The organism is Sunxiuqinia sp., from assembly GCF_055140945.1.
Map to the genome: position 1 here is coordinate 1 of NZ_JBSQYS010000043.1, position 26,784 is coordinate 26,784.

Annotated in this window: 21 protein-coding genes; 19 read left to right on the plus strand and 2 right to left on the minus strand. The window is 42.4% G+C overall.

Annotated features, from left to right (window positions below; all coding sequences use genetic code 11):
- From ACTB00_RS16590 to ACTB00_RS16670, 17 genes are all read left to right on the plus strand, one after another.
- Window positions 1-714 (plus strand): FGGY-family carbohydrate kinase (locus ACTB00_RS16590; RefSeq protein WP_463301029.1); only part of this gene is annotated, 714 nt, incomplete at its 5' end.
- Window positions 715-743: 29 nt separating this feature from the next.
- Entirely contained in the window at window positions 744-2,159 is a 1,416-nt protein-coding gene (locus ACTB00_RS16595) for an L-fucose/L-arabinose isomerase family protein (protein ID WP_159517378.1), read from the plus strand.
- An 11-nt stretch (window positions 2,160-2,170) separates the two neighbouring features.
- Entirely contained in the window at window positions 2,171-3,046 is an 876-nt protein-coding gene (locus ACTB00_RS16600) for a transketolase (protein ID WP_463301030.1), read from the plus strand.
- A 40-nt stretch (window positions 3,047-3,086) separates the two neighbouring features.
- Window positions 3,087-4,037: a transketolase family protein gene (locus ACTB00_RS16605; RefSeq protein ID WP_463301031.1), complete on the plus strand. Its 951-nt coding sequence runs from the start codon at window positions 3,087-3,089 to the stop codon at window positions 4,035-4,037.
- Between the two features lie 18 nt (window positions 4,038-4,055).
- On the plus strand, window positions 4,056-5,003 hold the full coding sequence (locus tag ACTB00_RS16610) for a substrate-binding domain-containing protein (protein WP_463301032.1): 948 nt from the start codon (window positions 4,056-4,058) through the stop codon (window positions 5,001-5,003).
- A gap of 6 nt (window positions 5,004-5,009) precedes the next feature.
- Window positions 5,010-5,648 (plus strand): DUF2291 family protein, encoded by a 639-nt coding sequence (locus tag ACTB00_RS16615; RefSeq protein WP_463301033.1) that lies wholly within the window; start codon window positions 5,010-5,012, stop codon window positions 5,646-5,648.
- Complete coding sequence (locus ACTB00_RS16620) at window positions 5,632-7,167, plus strand: sugar ABC transporter ATP-binding protein (RefSeq protein WP_463301034.1); 1,536 nt, start codon at window positions 5,632-5,634, stop codon at window positions 7,165-7,167. Before ACTB00_RS16615 ends, ACTB00_RS16620 begins: the two co-directional genes overlap by 17 nt.
- A gap of 10 nt (window positions 7,168-7,177) precedes the next feature.
- Window positions 7,178-8,152, plus strand: coding sequence for an ABC transporter permease (locus ACTB00_RS16625; RefSeq protein WP_463301035.1), 975 nt, complete (start codon window positions 7,178-7,180; stop codon window positions 8,150-8,152).
- 45 nt (window positions 8,153-8,197) lie between these two features.
- Entirely contained in the window at window positions 8,198-9,652 is a 1,455-nt protein-coding gene (locus ACTB00_RS16630) for a nucleoside hydrolase-like domain-containing protein (RefSeq protein WP_463301036.1), read from the plus strand.
- Window positions 9,653-9,666: 14 nt separating this feature from the next.
- Window positions 9,667-11,004, plus strand: coding sequence for a pectate lyase family protein (locus ACTB00_RS16635; protein WP_463301037.1), 1,338 nt, complete (start codon window positions 9,667-9,669; stop codon window positions 11,002-11,004).
- Between the two features lie 47 nt (window positions 11,005-11,051).
- Window positions 11,052-12,524: a DUF1593 domain-containing protein gene (locus tag ACTB00_RS16640; RefSeq protein WP_463301038.1), complete on the plus strand. Its 1,473-nt coding sequence runs from the start codon at window positions 11,052-11,054 to the stop codon at window positions 12,522-12,524.
- Window positions 12,525-12,573: 49 nt separating this feature from the next.
- A complete protein-coding gene (locus tag ACTB00_RS16645; RefSeq protein ID WP_463301039.1) occupies window positions 12,574-14,040 on the plus strand; it encodes an apiosidase-like domain-containing protein in 1,467 nt (488 codons plus the stop codon).
- 74 nt (window positions 14,041-14,114) lie between these two features.
- Window positions 14,115-15,488, plus strand: a complete 1,374-nt coding sequence (locus ACTB00_RS16650) for a glycoside hydrolase family 88/105 protein (RefSeq protein ID WP_463301040.1) — start codon at window positions 14,115-14,117, stop codon at window positions 15,486-15,488.
- Window positions 15,489-15,623: 135 nt separating this feature from the next.
- A complete protein-coding gene (locus ACTB00_RS16655) occupies window positions 15,624-17,024 on the plus strand; it encodes a pectate lyase family protein (RefSeq protein WP_463301041.1) in 1,401 nt (466 codons plus the stop codon).
- A gap of 20 nt (window positions 17,025-17,044) precedes the next feature.
- The gene (locus ACTB00_RS16660; protein ID WP_463301042.1) at window positions 17,045-18,490 is read left to right on the plus strand and encodes a nucleoside hydrolase-like domain-containing protein; all 1,446 of its coding nucleotides are present in this window, start codon (window positions 17,045-17,047) and stop codon (window positions 18,488-18,490) included.
- 106 nt (window positions 18,491-18,596) lie between these two features.
- Window positions 18,597-19,832, plus strand: coding sequence for a DUF1593 domain-containing protein (locus ACTB00_RS16665; protein ID WP_463301043.1), 1,236 nt, complete (start codon window positions 18,597-18,599; stop codon window positions 19,830-19,832).
- Between the two features lie 213 nt (window positions 19,833-20,045).
- On the plus strand, window positions 20,046-20,591 hold the full coding sequence (locus ACTB00_RS16670; RefSeq protein ID WP_463301044.1) for a hypothetical protein: 546 nt from the start codon (window positions 20,046-20,048) through the stop codon (window positions 20,589-20,591).
- Window positions 20,592-20,597: 6 nt separating this feature from the next.
- On the opposite strand, the gene murB is transcribed toward ACTB00_RS16670, so the two are convergent.
- Window positions 20,598-21,620 (minus strand): UDP-N-acetylmuramate dehydrogenase, encoded by a 1,023-nt coding sequence (gene murB / locus ACTB00_RS16675; RefSeq protein ID WP_463301045.1) that lies wholly within the window; start codon window positions 21,618-21,620, stop codon window positions 20,598-20,600.
- A 69-nt stretch (window positions 21,621-21,689) separates the two neighbouring features.
- On the opposite strand from murB, the gene ACTB00_RS16680 reads away from it, so the two are divergent.
- The gene (locus ACTB00_RS16680; protein WP_463301046.1) at window positions 21,690-22,829 is read left to right on the plus strand and encodes a glycosyltransferase; all 1,140 of its coding nucleotides are present in this window, start codon (window positions 21,690-21,692) and stop codon (window positions 22,827-22,829) included.
- A gap of 5 nt (window positions 22,830-22,834) precedes the next feature.
- On the opposite strand, the gene ACTB00_RS16685 is transcribed toward ACTB00_RS16680, so the two are convergent.
- On the minus strand, window positions 22,835-23,554 hold the full coding sequence (locus ACTB00_RS16685) for a cell division ATP-binding protein FtsE (RefSeq protein ID WP_463301047.1): 720 nt from the start codon (window positions 23,552-23,554) through the stop codon (window positions 22,835-22,837).
- A 156-nt stretch (window positions 23,555-23,710) separates the two neighbouring features.
- On the opposite strand from ACTB00_RS16685, the gene ACTB00_RS16690 reads away from it, so the two are divergent.
- Window positions 23,711-26,779, plus strand: coding sequence for a tetratricopeptide repeat protein (locus tag ACTB00_RS16690; RefSeq protein ID WP_463301048.1), 3,069 nt, complete (start codon window positions 23,711-23,713; stop codon window positions 26,777-26,779).
- The last annotated feature ends 5 nt before the right edge of the window (window positions 26,780-26,784 follow it).

Consider the following 26,784-nt stretch of genomic DNA (forward strand, 5'->3'; position numbering starts at 1 on the left):
ATGGCAAAAGCAACTTACGGAACAGGATCTTCTATCATGATGAACATTGGACTGGAGCCATTAGAATCTCCTGAAGGACTGGTCACCTCCATTGGTTACGGAATCGACCAATCTATTTACTATGTTTTCGAGGGAAATATTCACTGTACCGGAGATACACTCAACTGGCTGAAAAACGAAGTTCAACTGATCAACGATGCGTCGGAAACAGAAGCTCTGGCAACGTCAGTAGAAAATAACAATGGAGTTTACCTGGTTCCTGCCTTTGTTGGGCTGGGCGCTCCTTACTGGGATAATCAAGCTCGCGCTTGTTTGTCAGGGATGCCACGAAATACAACCAAAGCCCACATTGTTCGGGCAGCCTTAGAAAGCATCGGATATCAAGTAAAAGACCTCATCAGCTTAATGGAAGAAAAAGGTGGTATTCAATTAAAGGAATTACGAGCCGATGGCGGACCAACCCGAAATGATTTCTTGATGGAATTTCAGTCCGGCATTTTGAACCGAAATGTTGCGCGCTCCGAAATTGAAGAAGTTTCGGCACTCGGAGCCACATTTATGGCGGGACTAGCGGTCGGGTTCTGGAAGAACCTGGAGGAGATCCAATCGCTTCGTGAGGATGGAAAGCTTTTTGAGCCAGCAATGGATCAAGATAAAATAACAACCAATTACGCCGGGTGGAAAAAAGCAGTTGAAAGAGCCCGACTAAATTAACAATCAAAAAAAATTAAAAACGTTATACAATGAATCAAAAGAAACAAACATTTGGCGTAATCATCGCCACGCGCAACATTTTCAATGCTCAGTTGGCTGTTGATGCTCGCAAAAAAGTATTGGAGAAATTGGACAAAATGGGCTTTGGAACAGTAATCCTTCCCGAGTCAGAAACCCCTACCGGAAATATTGAAGGATATGCAGACGCTGTAAAATGCGCTGACCTATTCAAAAAGAACAGCGACATTATCGAAGGTATTGTTGTTGTTTTGCCAAACTTCGGTGATGAATTGGGAGTTGTAAATTCCATAAAACTATCAGGATTAAAGGTTCCTGTTTTGGTGCAAGCTTGCGACGACGAAAACGACAAAGTTGACGTAAAAAGCCGCCGTGATGCATTTTGTGGAAAATTGTCCGTTTGCAACAACTTCTACCAATACGATGTGAAATTTACAGATACCATTTACCATACCTATAGTATCGATAGCGCAGAGTTCACCAAAGATCTGGTTAAGTTTGCTGGTATTTGCCGCGTGGTAAAAGGACTGAGCAATTTACGTGTAGGAGCAATCGGAACCCGGCCTATTGGTTTCCAAACCATGCGTTTCAGCGAAAAGCTGTTGCAGAAATTTGGCATTACGGTTGTTCCTGTTGATATGTCTGAAATTATTGCCGCAGCCAACAAGATTGATGAAAATGATCCGGCAGTAGTGGAAAAAGTTAAAGCAATTCAAGCTTATGGAAGCTGTGCGATCACGGCACAAAAAAAGATTGCAAAACAAGCTCGTTTTGGCTTGGCTGTTGAAAACTGGATCAACGAAAACGACATTGACATTTCGGCTCTTCAATGCTGGGAATCAATCGAAAAGAATTACGGCTGTGCTGCCTGCGTCACCATGAGCATGATGGGTGAAAAACTGATGCCATCGGCTTGTGAAGTGGACGTTGCAGGAACCATCTCTATGTATGCGCTGGCATTGGCAGCTCAAACACCTTCAGCCATCCTCGACTGGAACAACAATTTCGCCGAAGACCGCAACAAGGTCGTTTGCACGCACTGTAGCAACTACCCGAAATCATTCTTCCAGAACGACATTGAAATTGGCAGCCTCGATGTACTCGGAACGGTGCTTGGCAGCGAAGATACCTTTGGTGCTGTAAAAGGAAAAGTAGCAGCTGGAGACATGACCTATTTCCGTATTTCAACCGATGACAATAAGGGATTAATTAAAACCTACTTAGGTGAAGGTACAATGACCGACGATCCCTACGGAATGGATGGAGGCATTGCAGTTTGCGATATTCCGAACCTGCAAAACCTGATGAAATATATGTGTAAGAATGGATTTGAACACCACGTAGCTATGGTTCGCGGACATGTTTCTGAAATATTAGAAGAAGCAATTGGCAACTACCTGGGATGGGATATTTACAAACACGAATAAGAGCGTTTTAATTGATTAGAAAAGAAAATAAGATGCAAAAATTCACAGATCTGGAGCTAAAATTAAAATCTGTCAAGTACAGACGAATGCTCCTTAAATATATAAAACTAGCCAAAGCAGGTCATACCGGCGGAAGTTTATCATGTACCGACATTCTAAATGTGTTGTATAATGATGTGCTGAATGTTTCACCCGAGAATTTCTCTGACAAAAACAGAGATCGTTACATCCAAAGCAAAGGACATTCAGTTGAAGCGCTTTACGCCGTGCTTGCTGATCGGGGATTTTATCCTGAAAGTGACCTGGAGACCATGTGTCAGTATCAATCTAAATACGTGGGACATCCAACACGAAAAGTAAATGGCATTGAGTTTAACACCGGAGCTCTGGGGCATGGATTACCGATCAGTGCAGGCATTGCATTGGCAGGGAAAAAAGATAAAGCTCCCTACAAAGTTTTTACTTTAGTTGGCGACGGAGAATTAGCGGAAGGATCAAACTATGAAGCTGCGATGATGGCAGCTCATTATAAATTGGATAACCTGGTCGCTATACTGGATCACAATGCCTTGCAAATTACAGGTCCAAACCGGGAAGTCTGTAGCCCTTACCCCATTGATGAAAAGTGGAAAGCCTTTGGATGGCATGTTATTTCAATTGACGGAAACAATATTTCAGAACTTCGTGAAACCTTGAATAATATTCCGGTTGAAGATGGAAAACCAACTTTTATTATTGCCAATACCGTTAAAGGAAAAGGCGTAAGCTATATGGAAAATGAAAAGAAATGGCACCACGGAGTTCCGTCAGATGAGGAATACGAACGAGCCATACAAGAGTTGAGCAACGAAGAAGAAGAGTTAACTAAACAGCTCGTCACAGACTAATTCGAACAACTCTTTTTATTCAAAATTTAGAACTAAAAAAATGACTTTAAAAGCATTAAATATGGGGCGTGCCAATTTAGAAGAGTTTTCGGCAACGCTAATTGAACTAGGCGAGAAAAGCAAAAACATTTTGGCTGTCACCAGCGACTCAAGAGGTTCCGGCAAATTGGGCCCTTTTGCTGAAAAACTACCCGAACAAATTGTTGAAGTAGGTATTGCCGAGCAAAACCTGGTAGGTGTATCCGCAGGATTGGCCTCAGCCGGTAAAAGCGTATTTGCCGTTTCTCCGGCTTGCTTCCTGGCAACCCGATCACTGGAACAAATAAAAAATGATGTCGCTTACTCTAACCAGCCGGTTACGTTAGTTGGAATTAGCGCCGGAGTAAGCTACGGTGCTCTGGGGACAACCCATCATTCATTGCACGATGTTGCCGCACTAAGGGCTATCAACAACATACAAGTTGTGGTACCTGCCGATAATTTTGAAACTCGTGAAGTTATTATTGCAGCAGCCAAATCTGAAAAACCAATTTTTCTGAAATTTGGTAAGAAAGCAATGCCAACGCTTCCTCGTGTTAAAAATGAATTTGAAATTGGTAAAGCATCAACCATTTGCGAGGGAAGCGATGTCGCTTTCATTGCTTGCGGAGAAACAGTTGCTCCGGCATACGAAGCAGCTCAGCTTTTAGAAAAAGAAGGTCTAAGTGCTGAAGTCATCAGCATGCATACCATTAATCCATTGGACAAGCAAGCTGTTATTGATGCGGCAAAGAAATGCAAAGTTATTGTAACGGTAGAAGAGCATAGTATCCATGGTGGCTTGGGCGAAGCGTGTGCCTCGGTCTTAATGCAGGAACAAATAGTAAAGCCTTTTAAAATAATTGGAATTCCGGATGAAGATACCGTAACTGGTTCGCAAGGAGATATTTTTAAGCATTACGGAATTACAGCTGAGGGATTGAAAGAAACCACCTTAAAATTACTGGAATGAAGACAAAAACTTAACTAAATGACATACAAATCGAACCTAACTAAACAAATTCTACTGCTTATCTTTTTATGTGGCTTTCTGGGTTGTTCTTCTACAACTCAAAAAAATAAGCAGAAAAAGATAGCAGTTGTTATATCTACACTGAACAACCCATGGTTTGTTGTCTTGGGTGAATCAGCGGCTAAACGAGCACAAGAATTGGGCTACGAAACTCAAATTTTTGACTCCCAAAACAACTCGTCCAAAGAAGCCGAGCACTTCGACAACATCATCGCCATGGGTTACGATGCAATTCTTTTTAACCCAACAGATGCCGATGGTTCAGTTTTAAATGTTAAACGAGCCAAAACTGCCGGCATCCCTACCTTTTGCATGGATCGCGAGATCAATTCTCTAGATGCAGCCGCCTCCCAATTACTTTCTGACAGTTTTACCGGCTGCGTTAAACTGGGCGAATACTTCGTCAGGCAAATGAACCAAAAAGGCAACTATGTTGAGATTCTCGGTCTGGTGGGAGACAATAATACCTGGAACCGATCCAATGGTTTTCACAGCGTGGTAGACGAATTTCCTGAATTGAAAATGGTAGCGCAACAAAGTGCTGACTTCGATCGAAATAAAGCCATGGATGTGATGGAAACCATCATGCAGGCTCAACCAAATATTGACGCCGTATTTTGCGGAAATGATGCCATGGCTCTGGGTGCCTACCAAGCAGTTTTAGCCGCGGGTAAAGCGGATGAAATAAAGGTCTTTGGTTTTGATGGTTCAAACGATGCGATACGTGCTATTGCAGATGATAAAATAGCGGCAACTGTGATGCAGTTCCCCGTTTTAATGGCTCACAAATCTGCTGAATTTGCAGATCAAACCATCAAAGGTCAAGCTCAATTCAGCAACAAAATGCCAGTTGAAGTAGAATTGGTTACCAAAGAGAATGTTGAAAAGTACCTCTCTAAAAATTAGTGCCTTATGAAAAAAACGTTAAATTATATCGTTGGGAGTATTGGCATTTTACTTATTATATTTCTTTCATTGAAGGTTGAAAATCTGCAGGAACATCAGGCGAAAGCGCCGACCACAATTTTTGATGCCTCCGAATATGCCAATCATTTCTGGACTGAGAAGTTGCCACAGCGTATCACTGAAGCTCCTGATGCAAATTTGCTTTTAACCAAGTTGAATGAAAACCCAGATATGGCGTTCAGTACTTATGGCAGAAAGTTGGGCATTTCGAAAACCTACTATTTTTTGTTTCAGGGAAACGGATTCATCCAAGCTATCGATGATGAATATCTATCCGTCGTATTGAATAACACACAAGATACGCTGCATATTGCGACAGCCTTTATCTTTGGGAATGCCGTTCGCGACGGCTCAGGCTCAGTCAACATTGATAATTTCATCAATATGACTGACTTTAATAATGTGTCCATTGCCATCAACAAATTGGTAAAAGAGAAGATCGTCCCCCGTCTAAAAAAATCAGCCACAATAGGCAAACAAATTGACTTTGCCGGAGTCGCTGAACTGAGAGAGGATCAAGCAATCCCGGAAATACTGAGCATCATTCCTGTAAAAGCAAATACTTCTGATGAAAAAACAGAATAACAAGGAGGTGCCCATTCTTGAAGTCAGGAATGTATCCAAGAACTTCTCAGGTGTTTATGCCTTGCAGAATGTAAATCTGGATATTTTCCCCGGGCAGGTGACCGCTATTATTGGAGAAAATGGAGCAGGAAAATCAACCCTGATGAAAATCGTATCCGGTGTTTATCCGGACTATGAGGGTGATGTTTTGCTAAACGGCAAAAAAGTCAACTTTAAAAATCCGAAAGAAGCCGGAGAACAAGGAGTGGTAATTATCCACCAGGAATTGAACCTGATCCCCTACCTCAGCATCGCCGAAAACCTATTTCTGGGAAATGAAATAACCAATCGTCTTGGCCTGTTGGACTATACGGCAATGCACAAGCAAGCGAAAGAATTACTCAGCCGTCTTCATTTAGATATTCATCCGTCAACTCCCCTGAACCAGTTGCGTGTCGGGCAACAGCAATTGGTTGAAATAGCGAAAGCTCTTTTGCTCGACTCCAAAGTCTTGATTATGGACGAACCAACGTCAGCAATCAGTGACCATGAAGTCGAACTACTATTCAAAATCATCAACGAACTGAAATCAAAAGGAGTAGCCATTGCCTACATTTCACATAAACTCAAAGAACTCTTTGAAATCGCAGATCGCTATGCTGTGTTGCGCGATGGACAAAGCATGGGATCTGGAATGATGATGGGCACTTCGCAGGATCAACTGATTCAATTGATGGTTGGACGCAACCTAAAAAGCAGTTTCCAAAAAGAGAATACAATTAGTGCCAATGAAATTTTAAGTGTTGAAAATTTGAAGTTTCAGAATCCGGAAAATAAAAAGGACTACCTGGTAAACGATGTCAGTTTTTCACTAAAAAAAGGAGAGATATTGGGGATTTGCGGACTTATGGGGGCTGGCAGAACCGAAGTATTGGAAGCCATTTTTGGTTTGCACCTGAAGTATGTTTCCGGAAAAATTATAATTGACGGGAAGGAGCAAAAAATAAGAAATGTAAATGATGCCATCGCCGCTGGCATTGCTCTTGTACCCGAAGACCGCAAAGTACAAGGGCTCGTTCTAAACATGAATGTGGCGAAAAACACAAGTATGGCCAGTTTAGATGAGATCTCAAAATTCAACTTCATCAATCAAAAACAAGAGGCGAAATTAAGTAAACATTTTACAGAGAAATTGAATACGAAAGTCTCCTCAACCAAGCAAACTGTTGAAAAGCTAAGTGGAGGAAACCAACAAAAAGTAGTCATTGCAAAATGGTTGGCAACAAACCCAAAGGTTTTGCTATTGGATGAACCAACACGCGGAATTGACGTTGGTGCCAAAAGCGAAATTTATAAATTGATCAACGATTTGGCCTCGCAGGGAATGGGAATAATTGTCGTATCCTCTGAACTTCCGGAAATATTAGCCATTTCTGACAATATTCTCGTCTTATCCGAATCAAAGTTAACAGCGAAACTAAGCCGGGCCGGAGCATCAGAAGAAATCATCATGAAAGCAGCCCTCCAAGAAAAAGAATAAACTTAAACTTATGAATACAACTAGCTTAAAACATAATCTCATTAAATTCCAATCCATGATTGCATTGGTGGTCATGTGCATTGCATTGAGCTTATTATCCGACCGTTTTCTATCTCCGGAAAACACCTGGAACGTGATGCGCCAGATCTCGGTCAACATGGTTATTTCAGTAGGCATGACCTTGGTAATTTTAACTGGCGGAATTGATCTTTCTGTTGGCTCAATACTAGCTTTGGCGGGAGCTGTTACTGCAGGCATGCTAAAGTTTGGAGCCGAATATACGGATATGAACCTCTACATTGGATTCACGCTTTTAGGGGCGTTGGTTGGAGGAACATTGGTCGGTACTTTTCTGGGGTGGTTCAATGGATTCACCATCACTAAATTTAAGGTTCCGCCATTTGTGGCCACTCTTGCCATGCTGACTATTGCGCGAGGATTAACAATGCTTTGGACCGGCGGCTTCCCAATCACAGGACTGGGCGATAACATGGCTTTTATTGGAACCGGTTGGTTTTTAGGCATCCCCATGCCCGTGTGGATTTCAGCAATAATAGTACTGTCAGCAGTAGTTCTAACAAACAAAACAAAATTGGGACGTCATATTTACGCCATCGGTGGGAATGAAACTGCAGCCAAGCTTTCCGGCTTGAAAATCAAGAAAATTAAGATCATCGTTTATTCCATTGCCGGTGCGCTGGCCGGAATTGGAGGCATACTGGTTACATCACGACTCGATTCGGCTCAACCTAATGCTGGCTTCGGTTTCGAGCTCGATTCCATTGCAGCGGTGGTCATCGGGGGCACATCGCTTTCAGGAGGAAAAGGAACTATTATGGGCACGGTTCAGGGAGCATTAATTATTGGTGTTTTAAATAACGGATTAGTGTTGCTTAACGTATCCCCCTTTTGGCAGCAGGTCATTAAAGGTTTTGTAATACTGCTTGCTGTAGTTATTGAGAAATTTAACTCGAAAGAGGAATAGAATAATAGCTAAATATAACATGAAGTAATTTAAGGAGGAAAACTTATGAAAAATTACGGGTTCTTAGTGCTGCTGACCATCGCCTTATTCGGAGCATGTACAACACAAAATTCTTTCAAAGACAAAACAGAACAACAAAAAAAGCCCAGAGTAATCGTAACCTCCGATGGCGAGATCGACGATGAATGTTCCATGGTTCGTTTTTTACTGTATACCAATGAATGGGACGTAGAAGGAATCATCACCTCAAGTTCGCAATATCACTGGCATGGACATCGGTGGGCTGGCGACGACTGGCTTGATCCATACCTCGAAGCGTATTCAGAAGTTTATCCTAACCTGGTTAAACATGATGCAGAATTCCCTACACCAGACTATTTGAAGTCAATTGCGTTCCTGGGCAACGTCGAAACCGAAGGTGAAATGGATTCCATCACGCCAGGGTCACAACATATTGTAAAAGTTCTGCTTGATGAATCAGATGATCAACCAATATGGCTGCAGGCATGGGGTGGCACAAACACCATTGCCAGAGCACTCAAAACCATTGAAGAAGACCATCCCGAAAAAATGGAATATGTGGCAAATAAAATCCGCTTCTTCTTCATTTGGGAACAAGATTCGACCTACCAGGCATATATTCGACCTAATTGGGGCAAATACAATATCCTCACGATTATATCAGATCAGTTCGAAGCAATTGCATACCGTTGGAAAGATGCACAGCCGGAAGAAATGCATCCCTATTTTGAAGGAAACTGGATGAAAGAATACATACTCGAAGACCACGGCCCGCTGTGTTCGCTCTACAAAGCCCATAATGCGGCTGAGAGTGAATTTGGAGAGGGAGATTTCAGGTCTGAAGGAGACTCTCCGGCTTTTCTGCATAACATCCCGACCGGGCTCCGCAATATGGAATCACCAGACTACGGCGGATGGGGTGGCCGTTACGTAAAAGTCCGCAGCAATACGTGGCTCGATCCGGTGCCTGTTGAAGGTTACGAATATCCGAAAGGAAGATGGTACTCGACTACAGCGTGGGGTCGAAATAGTTCCAGATTGGGAGCAACTGCATCCACAAATAAAAATCATGCAGAATATTTTAAACCCATATGGCGATGGTCTGAAGTCATGCAAAAGGACTTTGCAGCCCGAGCCGATTGGTGCGTCAAATCATACGATGAAGCAAACCACCCTCCTATTGTCAAACTTCAAACGCCTATAGATGTAGCAGCTGAACCGGGCGACTTGCTGGAATTGAGCGCAGTCGGAACTACAGATTCTGATGGCGATAATTTATCGTATCAATGGTGGCAATACCAAGAAGCTGATACTTACGAAGGAGCCGTGGAGATCAGATCCTTGAAAGAACAAAAGGCCTCTTTTATTGTTCCTGACGACGCATTGCCAGGAGAAACAATACATATTATCTGCGAAGTGACTGATGACGGCAACCCTGCATTAACAAGGTATCAGCGAATCATTATTACGGTAAAATAGTAAAAACCAATTCTATGAAAAATTTAATCGCAAGTGTATTAATCCTGGCACTCTTTACTTCAACCAGCATTGGTCAGCAACTGGCATTTCCTTCAGCAGAAGGGTTTGGCGCTTATTCGAAGGGAGGACGTGGTGGAGCCGTTTTGTATGTCACCAACTTAGACAACGATGGCCCCGGAAGTCTGCGCTGGGCAATAGACCAGAAAGGGCCGCGAACCGTCCTGTTCGCAGTTTCAGGGACCATCGAGCTCAAGGATAGACTAACGATAAAAAACCCTTATATCACCATTGCGGGGCAAACCGCTCCTGGCGACGGAATTTGTATCAAAGGAGAAACTGTTCGGATAGAAACACATGACGTCATCGTCCGGTACATACGGGTTCGTTTAGGAAATGCGATGCAGGGTCAAGGCAGCCTTCAGGGTAAGGATGCCATTAGCATCTCGAAAGGTAAAGATATCATTGTCGACCACTGCTCGGCTAGTTGGAGTCTGGATGAAATATTGTCTACATCCACGCACCATCCTACACTAACCCGCGTAACCGTGCAATGGTGCTTCATCACTGAAGGCCTTAATCCGGACAACCATGGGTTTGGCTCACTAGTTCGTGGAACCGGAGGCGCAAAATATAGTTACCTGTATAATTTGTATGCCCATAACAAAGGGCGAAATCCTCGTCCCGGAAACTATGACTCTAACCCCCACGATGAAGATCCGTTGGGCTTACTGCTCGACTTCAGGAACAACGTCATCTATAACTGGGGTGGAACACATGCCGGCTACAATGCTGACAAAGAGAGTGTAACCCGATTGAATTACGTCGGCAACTACTTAATTTCAGGTGCCAATTCAAAAGCAACCGGAATTGCTTATGCCACAGGTTCACCGTATAATCGTGCTTACTTTTCAGGAAACTATTACAACGGGGAAAAACCTGACAATCAATGGGAATTAGTCAACTTCAACGATCGTTGGACAGAAAATGAGATTGACGCCTACAAGCGAAACGAGCCGTTTGAAACTGGACCGGTCAACACAGAAAGTGCCCAATCAGCTTATCAACGAATACTTGCAACAGGAGGAGCTACTTTACCAAAACGTGATTCCGTAGACCAGCGTATTGTAAACGATGTCAAAAACAGAACAGGTAAAATTATTGCAAGTCAACTCGAAGTGGGCGGTTGGCCAAGGCTAAACTCCTCACAGCCTCCTTTAGATACCGATCATGATGGAATGCCGGATGAATGGGAAGTCAAAAACAAGCTGGATAAAGAAAATCCGGATGACAGAAATACCATTTCAAATAAAGGATATACCATGCTGGAAGAATACTTGAACAGCATTAACTAATTGAGGAATAGCATACCTAAACCAGACAAAAGATGAAAACCAATTCTATGAATAGCAGAGTACTCACCTATTTCCTCCTACTTATTATTACATTTTTTCTGTCATGTTCAAACGAAAAAGAACCAGCGGCTACAGATAATAAACCTAGGATAATTGTAACCTCCGATGGCGAGATCGACGATGAATGTTCCATGGTCCGTTTTTTACTGTATACCAATGAATGGGACGTAGAAGGAATCATCACTTCGAGTTCGCAATATCACTGGCACGGGCACCGCTGGGCTGGCGATGATTGGCTCGATCCATACCTCGAAGCATATTCTGAAGTTTACCCTAATTTGGTTACACATGATGAAGACTACCCAGCTCCGGACTACCTGAAGTCTGTTGCTTTCCTTGGCAACGTTGAAGCCGAAGGCGAAATGGATTCCATTACCCCCGGATCACAACATATAGTAAAAGTTCTACTTGATGAGTCAGATGATCGGCCTATCTGGCTTCAGGCATGGGGCGGTACAAACACCATAGCCAGAGCACTGAAAACCATTGAAGAAGAGCATCCTGACAAAATGAAATATGTAGCCAACAAAATCCGGTTCTTTTTCATTTGGGAACAAGATTCGACCTACCAGGCCTATATTCGACCTAATTGGGGCAAATACGATATTTTAACCATTATCTGTGACCAGTTTTGGGCAATTGCTTACCAGTGGGATAAAATCATACCCAACGACAAAATCGATCATTTCACAACCGGTTGGATGAAATCGAATATTCTGGAAGACCATGGATCGCTGTGTTCGCTATACCAAGCCTACAAAGGTGGCGATGACAATGAAGGATGGAGTGCCGGAAGTCCTAAGCAGCAGGGATCGTTCCGCTCAGAAGGAGACTCTCCCGCGTTTATCTACACAATCCCAACAGGATTAGGCTCATTAGAATCGCCGGATTATGGCAGTTGGGGAGGCCGGTACGTGAAGGTTCGAGGAAATACATGGCTCGACCCGGTGCCTGAACCTGGCTATACCTACCCTGAAGGAAGATGGTATACCCAAACGGCATGGGGACGTAATTACATGCGCGATAAATATCCTGAAAATCAAGATTTAAAGAATGAATATTTCAAGCCGATAACCAGATGGACAGATGCGCTACAGAATGATTTTGCAGCAAGGGCAGACTGGTGTGTGAAAAACGTTGAAGAGGCGAATCATCCTCCAATTGTCAAGCTTCAAGGCGCGTTAAAATTGAAAGCACAAGCAGGTGAGCGTTTGGAATTGAGTGCGAAGGGAACTACAGATCCTGATGGAGATGAATTGACCTACCAATGGTGGCAATACCAGGAAGCAGATACGTACGAAGGGAGTATAAAAATAATATCTGCAGACAAACCGGATGCCTCTTTCGTTGTACCGAACGATATTCAAAAAGGAAAAACCATTCATGTGGTTTGTCAAGTGACTGATGACGGTGTACCCGCATTAACAAGGTATCAACGGATCGTGATTACAATCCAATAATATACAAGTACTTGTTAAACAAATATGATAATAATTTAATTCGAAAGATATGAAATCTTATTTCTTATTTATTTTAACGTTGCTTTTTCTATCTCCTCAATTATCATCAGCCCAACCACCTTGGAAAGAGCATGGAAAACTGGAAATTTCCAACGATGGGCACTATATTCAACATAGCGATCGAACTCCCTTTCTATGGATTGGCGATACCGGTTGGGGCATGATCCAGCAGCTTACTCGTGAAGAGGTTGACCAATATCTGGACAATCGGCAAGCTCTCGGCTTTACTGTGATACAAACTGTAGCTCACTGGTCTCCGCACGGAGGAGGAATAGACAGGAGTCCGGACAATGCACAGAATGCATACGGACATCGCCCATTTACCGGTGAAGAAAAATCGCCCAACACCTCTGAACCATTATTGGTTGAAGGAGGAGATCGGAATTCGGTCAATGATTACTGGGATCATGCTGACTACATTGTCGAAGCTGTCAAAAAACGAAATATGTATCTGGCTCTTTTGCCTTGCTGGGCTTCGCAATTGGTTACCGGGACTGGCGAGTATACAGCAGAAGAAGCGAAGTTATATGGCAATTTTTTAGGTGAGCGTTATGGAAACGAACCAAATATTATCTGGGTATTGGGAGGAGACACGAAAGCACAATTCGAGGCTTACGACAAAAGACAAAAATACAGTGAGTACGATTTCCGATCGGTATACAGAGCCATGGCTGAAGGAATTGTTAATGGTACTACCGGACAGGCTCCAACCTGGAACGAGGAGCACTCTGCCTGGGATGAGGTATTTTTCACCTATCATCCTAACGGGGACTATCCTTATGGCTCTTCACAATGGTTTCATGAAGATGCCTGGCAGGATGCCAATGGTGTGGAAGTATGGAAAGAAGTTCATGATGTTTTCAGAGCCATGTTAGATGATTATCAAATACAAGATCCAGTAAAACCCAGTTTATTCTTGGAAGGATCTTATGAATATGGAACTTACGGCCATGAATGCGGCTGGATCACTCCAGTAAAAGTACGGAGGCAATTTTACCATACTTTTTTTGCCGGGGGAGCAGGCCACACCTATGGTGCCGCGCCTATATGGGCAATGCGCGGGAGCGAGGGTGACTACAACTGCGGCTATACCTGGCAGCAAGCACTCGACTTTCCTGGTGCTTTCCAAGTTGCGGATATAGGCAAACAGTTTTTAATAGATCATCGTTGGCATGAATGGATTCCAAATGGAAGTGTCATTTCCGGTGTTGGTAGTGGCGAGAGTCTGAAAACTGCTGTTACCACCCGATCCAATGATAAGGCACTGGTGTATTTCTCCAATAATTCCTATACACGGGTCAAAAACATATTGGGAAATGATGCAGAAGCTTATTGGTTTTATCCACGCAATGGACAAATCGAAAAAGCTGATCAATTTAAAAAAGATGAATCCCGGGTTATGGCTCCACCTGAAAAATGGGAAGATGCTATCCTCGTAATGCAAATCACAGATTAAAATTTATCTAAGGTGCATCATCAGACGCACTTCTACGTATCTCAATTAGGCAATTATAAACTAACAATAAAAGAATGAGTCAATCAAAATCCATTTTAGTCGCGCTTTTTATGATATCATCCAGTATGATATTAAACGGACAAGAAAACTCAGCAGGTAGAATTCCGGAATATGAAATTCCATATGAATTGCCATCCGTAGAGACTATCCAAGAAGTATTGAACAGAATCCGCGTTTATTATGAATCCACGAGCACTCAAAGCATTGTTGATTCGCAGACAGGAGAAAAGATCACTGATTTTACCACATTCAATCCAAATGCAGAACCGTCACCGGGCTTTTCAAGTTCATATTCATACACACACGGCGTGGTGCTTTCTGCTTTTGAATACATTGACGATGTAACCGGCGACAAGTCGTTTTTCGCCGATAACACCAAGTTCTTTGATTTTGTCGTTCAGAATTTGCCCTATTTTCAGAAGAATTCAGACAACATACATTCTGAAAAAATTGGTAACTGGGGGCGAATCCTTGATTTTGAAGCCTTGGACGACTGTGGTTCCATTGGTGCAGCCTTAATTAAAACCTACTTAAAAAGTAAAAATGAAGACTATCTTGATTTGATTAACCGCACCGCTGAACACATATCCAACAATCAGTTTCGCCTGGACGATGGCACTCTGGCTCGTCATCGTCCACAATACCAATCGGTGTGGGCCGATGATATGTATATGAGCGTTCCATTTCTGATTAACATGGGTGTGCTTACCGGCGATAACAAGTATTTCGACGATGCCGTCAGACAAGTTTTACAAATGGCGGATCGCTTATATATTCCGGAAGAAGAATTGTTCGACCATGGATGGAGCGTGACATCAGCCGATTATGATCCTCGCTTTTACTGGGGACGTGCCAACGGTTGGGTAATGATGTCGATGGCTGAAGTTTTAAGTATTCTGCCTGAAGGCTATCAGGGGCGGGATCAAATTCTGCATCTATACCGCTCAATGGTTCGCAGTCTGGCGAACCTGCAGGATGGTAGCGGGTTTTGGTATAACCTGCTTGATAAAAATAACACCTACACAGAAACATCGTGCACGGCCATGTTCACCTTTGCTATCGCCAAAGGCATTAACGAAGGATGGATTAACCACGTTTATGGCCCGGTGGCACTCACGGGTTGGAATGCGATCAAAACACGGGTGCTTGAAAATGGCGCCGTAGATGGCACCTGCGAAGGAACGACATTTGCGCACGACAATACCTACTACTATCACCGTGGAAAAAGCATTTATGCTACTCATGGCTACGGTCCTGTGCTTTATGCCGGAGCCGAAATGATTCGATTATTACAAAACGAAAAAATTGAAATTATCAATACAAGTTTTGGATCCATTAACAGCACCTTTCATTTTCTTTTAAAAAGTGAATGGCCTGAAAAGAAGTAGTTACCTCAGTATTAGTCAGAAATTATTAACTTAAGGTCACGGACCTATTTGATATTTTCGGTTTCGCTTCTTTCACAAATTGTTAATGACTCGAAACATCACACTAAATTATTCGCACTACTTAATTAGGTTGTTATGCAAAAACATTTTTATAGGTCAGTTGCACTGGTAGCCATAATGTTCTTCTCCGCATATAGTTACAGTCAACAACTAGCCTTCCCAACAGCTGAAGGCTACGGGAAATATTCAACAGGAGGTCGTGGTGGTGAAGTATTTGAAGTCACAAATCTTAATGATTCTGGCGAGGGCAGCCTTCGTGCAGCTGTTGAAGCTTCCGGCCCCAGGACAGTTGTATTCCGGGTTTCAGGAACGATAGACCTTAAAAGCAACCTAAGCATTAAAAACTCTCACATTACTATTGCCGGGCAAACTGCACCGGGAGATGGGATTTGTATCAAAAGATACCCGCTGACAATTGGTGCCAATCATGTAATCATCCGATACATCAGGGTTCGATTTGGAGACGAATCAGGTCAGGATTCCGATGCCATATCAGCTAGGTATGTTAATAACCTGATACTCGATCATGTTTCGGCAAGTTGGAGTGTTGATGAAACCATGTCGGTTTATCATTGCGACAGCATCACCATTCAATGGTGTATAATTTCAGAAAGCATGTTCAATTCGAACCACGTAAAAGGATCACACGGTTTTGGAGGTATTTGGGGATCAAACTATGGTACCTATCACCACAATCTTTTAGCGCATCATAGCAGCCGAAACCCTCGCATGGCTTCAGGTTCCGGTTATACCGATTATAGAAATAACGTCGTCTACAACTGGGGGCATAACAGCACTTATGGAGGAGAAAACCAACAAGTCGGCAATCCTAAATTTTCATTTTCAACGTTTAACATTGCAGCCAACTATTACAAGCCGGGACCCGCAACTCGGCCTGGTGAGGTATCTCATCGCATTTGCAATCCATGGATGCGCAACACGACTGATGATTTTGGGAAGTGGTATGTTGCCGGCAATGTAATTGTAGGAAACAAAGAAGTAACTACCGATAACTGGAATGGAGGTGTACAACCTCAGGGAGGTGAAGACAACTTGCAGTTCGTCAAACTGGAAAGACCATGGCCAGCAATGTCTATTGATCAGCAAACGGCTGAAAAGGCGTACCAGAAAGTTCTTGACAATGCTGGCGCGCTTTTACCGAAGAGAGATGAAATCGATGAACGAATTATTAATGAAGTTCGCGGTGGGTATGCTACCTATGAAGGCAACAACTACAAAAAGGAACATGAGGTGGCCGATCCTTCAAAAATTTGCGGAATTATCGACACGCAGGATGATGTAGGCGGATGGCCTGAACTAAAAAGCAAACCGGCCCCGAAGGATACGGATCATGACGGCATGCCGGATGAATGGGAAGATAGCAACCAACTGGACAAAACAAATCCTGATGATAAAAATCATATCGCATCGGATGGTTATACCATGTTGGAAGAGTACCTAAACAGTATCAATTAAGGGATCGCAAAAAAACAACCATGACAGATCAAATGAATCTCTTCAAATTATCTATTTTAAAGCTTATATTTTTGGCAATGCTGAGTTTGGTCGTTACATCCACCTCGGCGGTAGAAAAGCCTAGATTAGTTGTACTCACCGATATCGGTGGAGATCCGGACGATCAGATGTCGATGGTACGGTTAATGACTTATGCCAATCATATTGACATTGAAGGGCTGATTGCTACGCCCAATGCGGGTCCTAAAAAAATCTATCCGGAGTACATTGAAAAAATTGTTTCAGCATATGGAAAAGTTCGCGATAACTTAGCGTTGCACGAACCCGGATTCCCTGCAGAACAGTACCTGCTGGATCGTATTTCTCATGGCGTTCCTATTGATGATATGGAAGGGGTTGGAGAAGGAAAAGACTCTCCAGGTTCAGCACTATTAATCGATGTTGTTGACAGGGAAGATGACCGCCCTGTTTGGGTCACCGTTTGGGGAGGCCCAAACGTACTTGCCCAAGCCCTCTGGAAAGTTCGCGAAACACGAGCGCCCGAAGAAGTGGAAAGATTTGTTGCAAAACTAAGAGTTTATGCGATATCCGATCAGGATAACAGTGGCCCATGGATTCGTAAAGAATTCCCTGAGCTTTTCTACATTGTCACTCCCGGAATCAATGCAGGTGGTGGCTTTCATCATGCCACATGGATTGCCATTGGCGGTGATAAATTTCATGGGCGTTTTGATGGAGCAGATTTCGACCTTGTCACCAACGAATGGCTGGACCGCAATATCCGCAGAAAAGGCCCGCTGGGAGTTGTTTACCCACATTGGGAATACATGATGGAAGGCGATACCCCTTCATTTTTGTATCTAATTAATAACGGGTTGAGTGTTCCTGAGCACCCGAACTGGGGCGGCTGGGGTGGTCGCTATGAGCTTTATACTCCTAAAACTGAAAAATGGTTTTTGGAACCCGAAACACGGCCGATCTGGACAAATGCACAGGATGAAGTATTGGGCAATGATGGAGAATGGCACACCACCAATCACGCGACAATCTGGCGCTGGCGGGAAGCCTATCAAAACGACTTTGCAGCCCGGATGGACTGGACCATTCTTCCCTACGAAGAAGCGAATCACCCACCGATTGTTAAGCTTGATCACCCAGCATATATTGAGGCGAAACCTGGTGAACGAGTCAATCTAAGCGCTACTAGCTCAACCGACCCGGATGGCGATGCGCTATCGTTTGAGTGGTTCTGCTATGAAGAAGCAGGTACCCGCGCCATGTCAAACTCACGGACAGGAGTAAAACATGACATCTATGGTTTCGACCAACCCAAAGCCTGGCTCGAAGTAAAAACCAGCCGGGTGATGCCGCCAGGAACCGGAACGATGCATATCATCCTAGCTGTTACCGACCATGGATCTCCGCGATTAACCCGCTATCAAAGAATTATAATAACCGTAGAATAAAAGCAAGATGAGATTATTAAAAAAAGCATTTAAAAATATTGGGCTTGTGCTTGCGTTCTTTCTCTTATTCAGTTCCTGCAGCTCGAAGAGTAATAAAAACTCCAATATGCCGGACAGAGCAGTACCTCAGCCTCGCCGCGTAATCGTTTCTTCCGATATTGGAGGAACTGATCCAGACGACTTTCAATCCATGATCCATTTATTTCTTTATGCCGACACGCTTGATATTGAAGGCTTAATCTCTTCGCCATTTGGGTTGGGAGGTAAAAAGAATATTCTGCACGTAATTGATCAATACGAAAAAGACTATCAGAATTTAGTCAGTTATTCCAACAAATATCCAACAGCCGACTCATTGCGCAGCATCACCAAACAAGGAGCAACCAAAGTGGCCGATTATACTGGAGTTAGTAGTCCGACGGAAGGCTCTGAATGGATAATAGAACGGGCCCGATTTGATGATCCTCGCCCACTCTATGTGTTGGTTTGGGGTGGCATTGAGGACTTAGCACAAGCACTACATGATGCGCCTGATATTTTACCAAAACTTCGGGTGTATTACATTGGCGGCCCGAACAAGAAATGGACGCCCGATGCTTATCAGTACATTGCTGACAACCACCCAAATCTTTGGATTATTGAATCGAACGCTACCTATCGCGGATGGTTTACAGGTGGTGATCAATCGGCAGAATGGAGTAACGATGGTTTTGCAGAGAAATACATTAAAGATCACGGTGCCATGGGAAACTTCTTTATGACACAACTGGGTGGCACCATAAAAATGGGTGATACGCCTTCGCTAGCCTGGGTATTGAATAGCACCAATCCGGAAGACCCAACGACCTCCAATTGGGGAGGGCAATATATAAAAGCATGGGATCGCCCTTACTACCTGTTTACAAAGATGCCTAATGAAAAAGACAGTATTCAAGAGTTTGCAATTCTTGAGATTGCGCTACCTATTGGTACTAACTTACCCGAAAAACCGGAAGCTTTTCTCAACGTTGACAATCAGTCATTAAGCGGACATTTTACTGAAGACGGAACTGTTCGTTTCCGCTTTTCGCCTAAAAGTGCAAAAACCTTTACATTTGAAATCAAAAGTAATGTTCCTGATTTAAATGGTAAAACCGGAAAAGTAACTGCTGTCATCCCATCTGCGGGATTAGCTAATCAAGCTTCTGATAAGTATCCAAACTGGTGGACAGACAATCCCAACCCGGAATTTATGGAGCGTGATCACATTGGAGCCAAAACGGTAAGCAAATGGCGAAAAGAGTTTTTAACTGACTTTGCCAGTAGAATGGATCGTTGCCAAACTCCTAATCGGGAAAGATAATCGATGTAATATTTCTCGTTGGTAGTAATAAACAGGTCTGTTTTCAGTACAATAATTGAGCAAATCGGAGAAACAACTTCTCTTTATAACACGCACATAAATAATAATTATCTATACTTGTTTTAAATTAGATTGTACTGTAGAATTAAAGCTTAACAAGGTTGCAGTTTTTTGACAATCGTTATAACTTTAGTGGACGAAAGTCACCATGCAATGAAAAATATAATCAGCCACAACAACACGAGCTTTGATTTCTTAAAAGGTTCCACCGAGTTTCTAAATCTGACTTTAAACAACATTAGCTGTTGCGTCTTATTACTCGATAAGAATATGGAACTTCAAGCTTTTAATGATTCACTGCGTTCTATTTTTTCGAACAGGGAGAATGAAGATTTGCTTTATGTTCGTTGTGGAGAAGCAATAGGTTGCGCACACAACGTAGAAGAAATGCAAAGATGCGGTGAAACTAATTACTGTAAATCATGCTCATTAAGAGAATCCGCAATTATCTCATATTATGAGAACAAGCCCATTTTCAAGGAGAAAATATCACGTGGATTTTACAATTCAAAAGGAACAAAGGAATTGAAACACCTCCAATTTTCAACCCGAAGCTTTAAATTTCAAGAAGAGCGCTACATCATCATGATTATTGACGACATCACCGATTTGACCAATACAAAAGAACAAGTCAATACGCAAGAATCCGCAATCAAAGAACTACACGCACAGCTGCTCAAATACAAAAATATCGGTTAAAATAAATTATACACCCAAAATATTAGCTTCGGGCTCTAACTCAACAGCAAACTTATCTTTTACAGATTGTTGTATTTCTTGCGACAACAGATAAAGATCTCTACCTGAAGCACTACCATAATTTACCAATACCAATGCTTGATTTTCATGCACTCCGGCATCGCCTTTTCGATAGCCTTTCCACCCGCATTGTTCAATCAACCAGCCGGCAGCAAGTTTAATCTTTCCATCTACAGTCGGGTAGTTTGGCATTTCCGGATTCACGGCTTTCAACTTTTCAGCAAAATCATGATCGACAACCGGGTTTTTAAAAAAACTTCCGGCATTGCCCAACTCTAACGGATCGGGCAATTTCGATTGACGAATAGCAACAACAGCTTCGCGCACATGATGCGGATTGAGCTCTCCTCGTTTTTCCACTTCTGCTTTCAGTGTCCCATAGTCTAGTTTGAAATCCGGAAATTTCTCCAGCCGAAAAACAACTGACGTAACGATAAACCGATTTCTCAACTCATTTTTGAAGATGCTATTCCGGTATTCAAATTGACATTGCTCCGCTGGCACACTGTAGGTCGTCATTGTTTTCAGGTCGAAACCATTGACTGTATCAACAAAATCCTGCACTTCCACACCATAAGCACCTATATTTTGAACCGGCGCTGCACCCACAGTTCCCGGTATCAAAGACAAGTTTTCCAGCCCGTAATATTGAGACTTAACACAGTAATCCACAAAACGATCCCAGTCCTCTCCTGCCCCAACTTCCACCCAAACCTGATTCCGGTTTTCCCGAATAACTTCAACTCCCGGTACATTTGGGTGAATAATCAATCCTTTATAATCATCAACAAAAAGCAAGTTGCTTCCTCCTCCCAATAGAAAAATGGGCTCTTCCTTCCAGGAACTGTTCGATTGAAGAAATTCGGTTAAATCATCCAGTTCAGTAAATTCGAAAAAAAAGCTGGCTTTGGCTTCAATACCAAACGTATTATAGTTTTTAAGAGAGTAGTTTTCAGAAAAGCGAATCATCGTTTTTTTTCGCAAAGATAATAGAAGCTGTTTCAAATTCGTTTATTTTGTCATAAAGTAAAAACGGCCTTGAAAAAAGTTATTATCTCCGTCACTAACGACCTGGTTACCGACAACCGTGTACATAAGGTTGCACTAAGCCTACAAAAAATGGGGTTTAAGGTAACTTTAGTTGGTCGAAGATTACCCAATAGTAAAAGGTTAGATCGACGTAGTTATAAAACCAAGCGGCTGAAACTCTTTTTCAAAAAAGGACCTTTGTTTTATCTCGAATACAATGTCAGACTGTTGATTTTTATCCTTCAACGGAAGGTTGACGTCATCCTGGCGAATGACCTGGATAGCCTGCCTGCCAGTTTTATCGCATCAAAACGAAAGAAAAAGCCGCTTGTTTACGATAGCCATGAACTGTTTACCCAAGTACCGGAATTAATTAATCGCAGGCGCACCCAGGCCATTTGGGAGCGAATCGAAAGTTGGATACTGCCCAAGGTAGAGCATGCTTACACGGTTTGCGAATCGATCGCTACGTTCTATAGCGAAAAGTACGGCACTCCTTTTCAAGTTGTTCGTAACCTGCCGCATCGCGAAGAGCTATTAATGGTGCCACCCGAAAAAGTACTGCTTGCTGATCATCGGAAAATCATACTTTACCAGGGAGCTTTAAATATTGGTCGAGGATTGGAATTTGCTATCAAAGCCATGCAATACATTGATAATGCACGCCTGCTCATTGCCGGAGATGGCGACATTACCAAGGCCTTGATGCACTTAGTTGCTGATTTGGAGCTAGCCGACCGTGTAACCTTTTTGGGAAAAATCCCGCTGTCCGAAATGAAATACATCACAGCGCAAGCTAACTTAGGTTTATCAATAGAAGAAGATCTTGGACTTAACTACCGTTATGCACTCCCCAATAAATTGTTTGACTACATCCAGCATCAGGTACCGGTTTTAGTAAGCAACTTACCTGAGATGAGTAAAATGGTTAATCGCTATCAGGTTGGTATGATTTTAAAAAGTCATGATCCGGAACAAATGGCTCTCCAACTTCACGAAGCCTTATTTGATATGCACCTTCGTGAGCATTGGATTGAAAACCTCCCCAAGGCAGCCGAAGAACTGTGTTGGGAAAAAGAGGAAAAAGTGCTTGTTGGTATTTTTTCCTCTCTAAAAAGAAGTCAGGGGAATAAAAATGAATCACAATAAACGATCTAATCCTCTTCCAACAACTCCGAAAAATCAACTTCATCTTTCGCTTTTGAAGAATCACTAACTCTTTGCTCGGCACATACGAGCGTTCGTCCAGGATATCGATTTAAAATATGGTAATCGTGGGTAACCATCAGAATAGTTTTTCCTTCATCATTCAATTCCTTTAAAATTGTCATGAGCTCATCTGATGTCTCCGGGTCAAGATTTCCTGTTGGTTCATCGGCTAAAATAATATCAGGATCATTTAATATAGCACGGGCAATAACAATTCGTTGCTGTTCGCCACCCGAAAGTTCATGCGGCATACTTCCCAATTTCGACTTCATCCCTACCCGCTCCATTACTTCATTGATTCGGTCTTCTATGGCCTTCTCTATTTTCCACCCGGTTGCCTTTAGTACAAACGAGAGATTATCATGCACATTACGATCAGTTAGCAAGCGAAAATCCTGGAAAACAACCCCAAGATTTCTACGTAAATAGGGTATTTCGGAGCTTCTTATTTTCCGAAGATCGTACCCGGCAACCAGCGCTTCGCCTGTAAACAAATCCAATTCAGCATTTAAAACTTTTATCAGGCTCGACTTTCCGCTCCCAACCTTTCCGATTAAATAAACGAATTCTCCCTCCTCAATACGGAGGTTGATCTGGGCTAATATTAATTGATCCTGTTGAAAAATATCAACTCCCTGAAGCGAAATAATAGATTCTTTGCTCATAAAGCTATTTTTAAAGGCTGATACAAAACTAATTTTTTTTGACCAATCAGATAATAAAGCAAGGAAATAAACAGTTTTTTGTGAAGAAGTCTATTCACTATTCCGCTTCTAACGAAAACAGAATCGCTATTTTTATGCAAAAATAAAACAGAGTCTATGAGAACAAGAATCTTACTGTTCATCATTTTATTGAGTGGCTTCACTTTTTCCGGTTACGGACAGGAAACTACCTATTATTCATCTCTCGAAGCAAACATCCATCAAGCGAAAGAGCTTTTTTCCAAAAATAAATTCATTGTAGCCCAACAACAGTTTTCTTCCATCGTTCGAAAGTCCGAAGAAGGATCTGAGATTCAATCGGAAGCCATGTTTTACAAGGCATTGTGTGCTCTTCGTCTGGAAAATAAAAACGGAGAAGAATTGATTGAAAAATTTATTGATGAAAATCCGGAAAGTCCATATACCAACAAAGCTTGGTTTGAATTGGGTAGTGACCAATTTAATAACGGCAAATATGCTCCCATGCTTCGTTCGTACCGAAATTTAAAACCAAGTATTCTGAATAAGGAAGAGCAAATTAAGGTGCATTACCAGAAAGGATACGCCTACTTTCAAACAGAAAAATATCAGCTAGCCGAAAATGAGTTTGAAAAAATTAAGGATACAAATAATTTATATGCAGCCCCGGCAAAATATTACTGGGCACATATTCAATATTTAAAAGATGACTACGATGCAGCGCTCACTGAGTTTGACAAATTGAGAAACAACCCGGCTTTTGCCGAGGTTATTCCGTTTTACATGAGTCAGATTTACTACAAGAAAGGGCAATATGACAAAGTGATTGAATTCACCATTCCTTTGATGAACGAAGTTTCGGATGACAAGAAGCCTGAACTTGCTAAAATCGTTGGAAACAGTTACTTCCAAGGTAAAGACTTTCAAAAGGCCATTCCCTATTTTGAAGCTTATTTTGAAGCAACTAACAGCAAAGCCAGAGACGAAAATTATATGCTCGGCTATTGCTATTATGTTAATGGTCAATACAACAAGGCGATTGAGCCATTAGAGAATGCGTCACGCGGGAAAGACGAGTTGGCGCAAAACGCATACTATCACCTGGCCGACTGTTATGTGGAAACCGACCAAAAAGATAAAGCGCGAGTGGCTTTTGAGTCAGCCTCAGAACTGGATTTTAATCCGGACATCAAAGAAGATGCCTTATTCAATTATGCAAAAATCACTTACGAATTATCGTACTCCCCATTCAACGAAACAATTAAGGCGTTCGATAAATACATTTCGCTTTACCCAAACTCGGAACGCAATGATGCTGCTTATGACTATTTGGTAAATGTGTACATGAGTACCAGTAACTACAAAGAAGCCATTGAGTCTATCGAAAAGATCGAGGTAAAAAGCACAGCAGTTAAAAAAGCCTCTCAGCGAGTTACTTTTTATCGCGGATTGGAACTGTTTAATAATCTATATTACGACTCGGCGATCGACCTGTTTGAACAATCGTTACAAAATGCGTCAGCCAGCCGTGAACTTAAAGCCGGTGCTTTGTTTTGGAAAGCCGAAGCCAATTACAGGCTTAAGAACTACGAAAAAGCAATTAGTGGTTTTAGCCAATTTTTGAACACCTCTGGTGCCGACAGCCGGCCCGAGTTTCAAACAGCTCGCTACAACCTGGCTTATGCTTATTTCAAATTACAGGATTATGATCAGGCCAGTAAATACTTTCAGCAGTTTTTAGATAAAAACAGTAGTGACAAAGATGAAAAGGTTGCCGATGCGTTCAACCGTTTAGGAGATTGTTACTTTGTTGGCCGCGACTACCGCAATGCCATTAATAATTATGAAAAAGCTTTTTGGCTCAAGCAGTACGATGCCGACTATGCTCTTTTTCAAAAAGCTATTTGTGTTGGTATTCAGCGCGATCAGGATCAGAAAATCAGTTTACTGCGTACCTTGGTACAAACATTTCCCAAATCCGCTTTCATGGATGATGCCTTGTTTGAACTGGGAAGATCATTTGATCGCACCGGACAACCCAAAGTAGCCGAAGGATATTATCGCGATATCATCAACGATTATCCCCAAAGCAGTTACCGCCCAAAGGCTATTCTTCAACTCGGGCTGGTGCAGTACAACCAGTCTAACTTTAAACAGTCGCTGGAAACATACAAGCAGGTCATCAATGAATATCCCAACAGCTCGGCAGCTCAATCAGCGTTAATTGGAGTAAAAAATAATTACATCGAACTGAATAATATTGATGCCTACTTTGCATACACTCAACGTCTCGGATCAGGCGTTCAGGTTACTGTTTCGGAGCAAGACTCACTGACCTACCTTTCAGCCGAAAAACTTTACATGGCGAGAGACTCCAAAGCCAAGGCACAACTGGAAAAATACTTGCGCCAATATCCGAATGGCAGTTTTAGTTTAAACGCTCACTTCTATTTGGGTGAACTGCGATATTCGGAAAAAGAATATGCTTTGGCTCTCAAAAATTACGAGTATGTATTGAGTAAAGAAGATAATATTTTTACCGAGCCGGCGCTTGAAAAGGCTGCTGAACTACAATATAATGCAGCCAATTACCAAAAAGCCTTGAGTTATTACCAGCATTTCGAAAGCATTTCGAATACCAAATGGAATATTTTGAAAGCGCGCGCCGGAAAAATGCGGTGCAACTATAATCTGGCAAACTACAAGGAGTGCATTAATGCTGCCAAAATGCTGCTAAGCTCCGACAAGCTAACCGATATTTTGAAGCGGGAAGCGAACTACAAATTGGCCAAGTCGTATTACGAAACCAAACAATTTAATGAGGCACTTCCTATTTTGGGCGATCTGGCCGAAGATACGAAGTCGGCTGAAGGAGCTGAGGCCAAATACCTGCTCACCGAAATTCTATACAATCAAAATAAATTGAAGGAAGCCGAAGAAGAGGTGATGGATTTTATTTCAAAAAATACGCCTCACCAATATTGGCTGGCCAAAAGTTTCATCCTTCTTTCTGATGTTTACCTCAGCCAGGGAGATCAATTTCAGGCCAAGCACACCATAAAAAGTATTGTTGAAAATTATCCGGAGACCGATGATGGAATCATCGAAACCGCTCAAGCTAAACTGCAACATCTGGAAAGTTTGGAACAACAGCAAGAGCAAAAAGGAAAAGAAAGTCCGATGAAAATCAACATGAACAAACAGTAAAAACC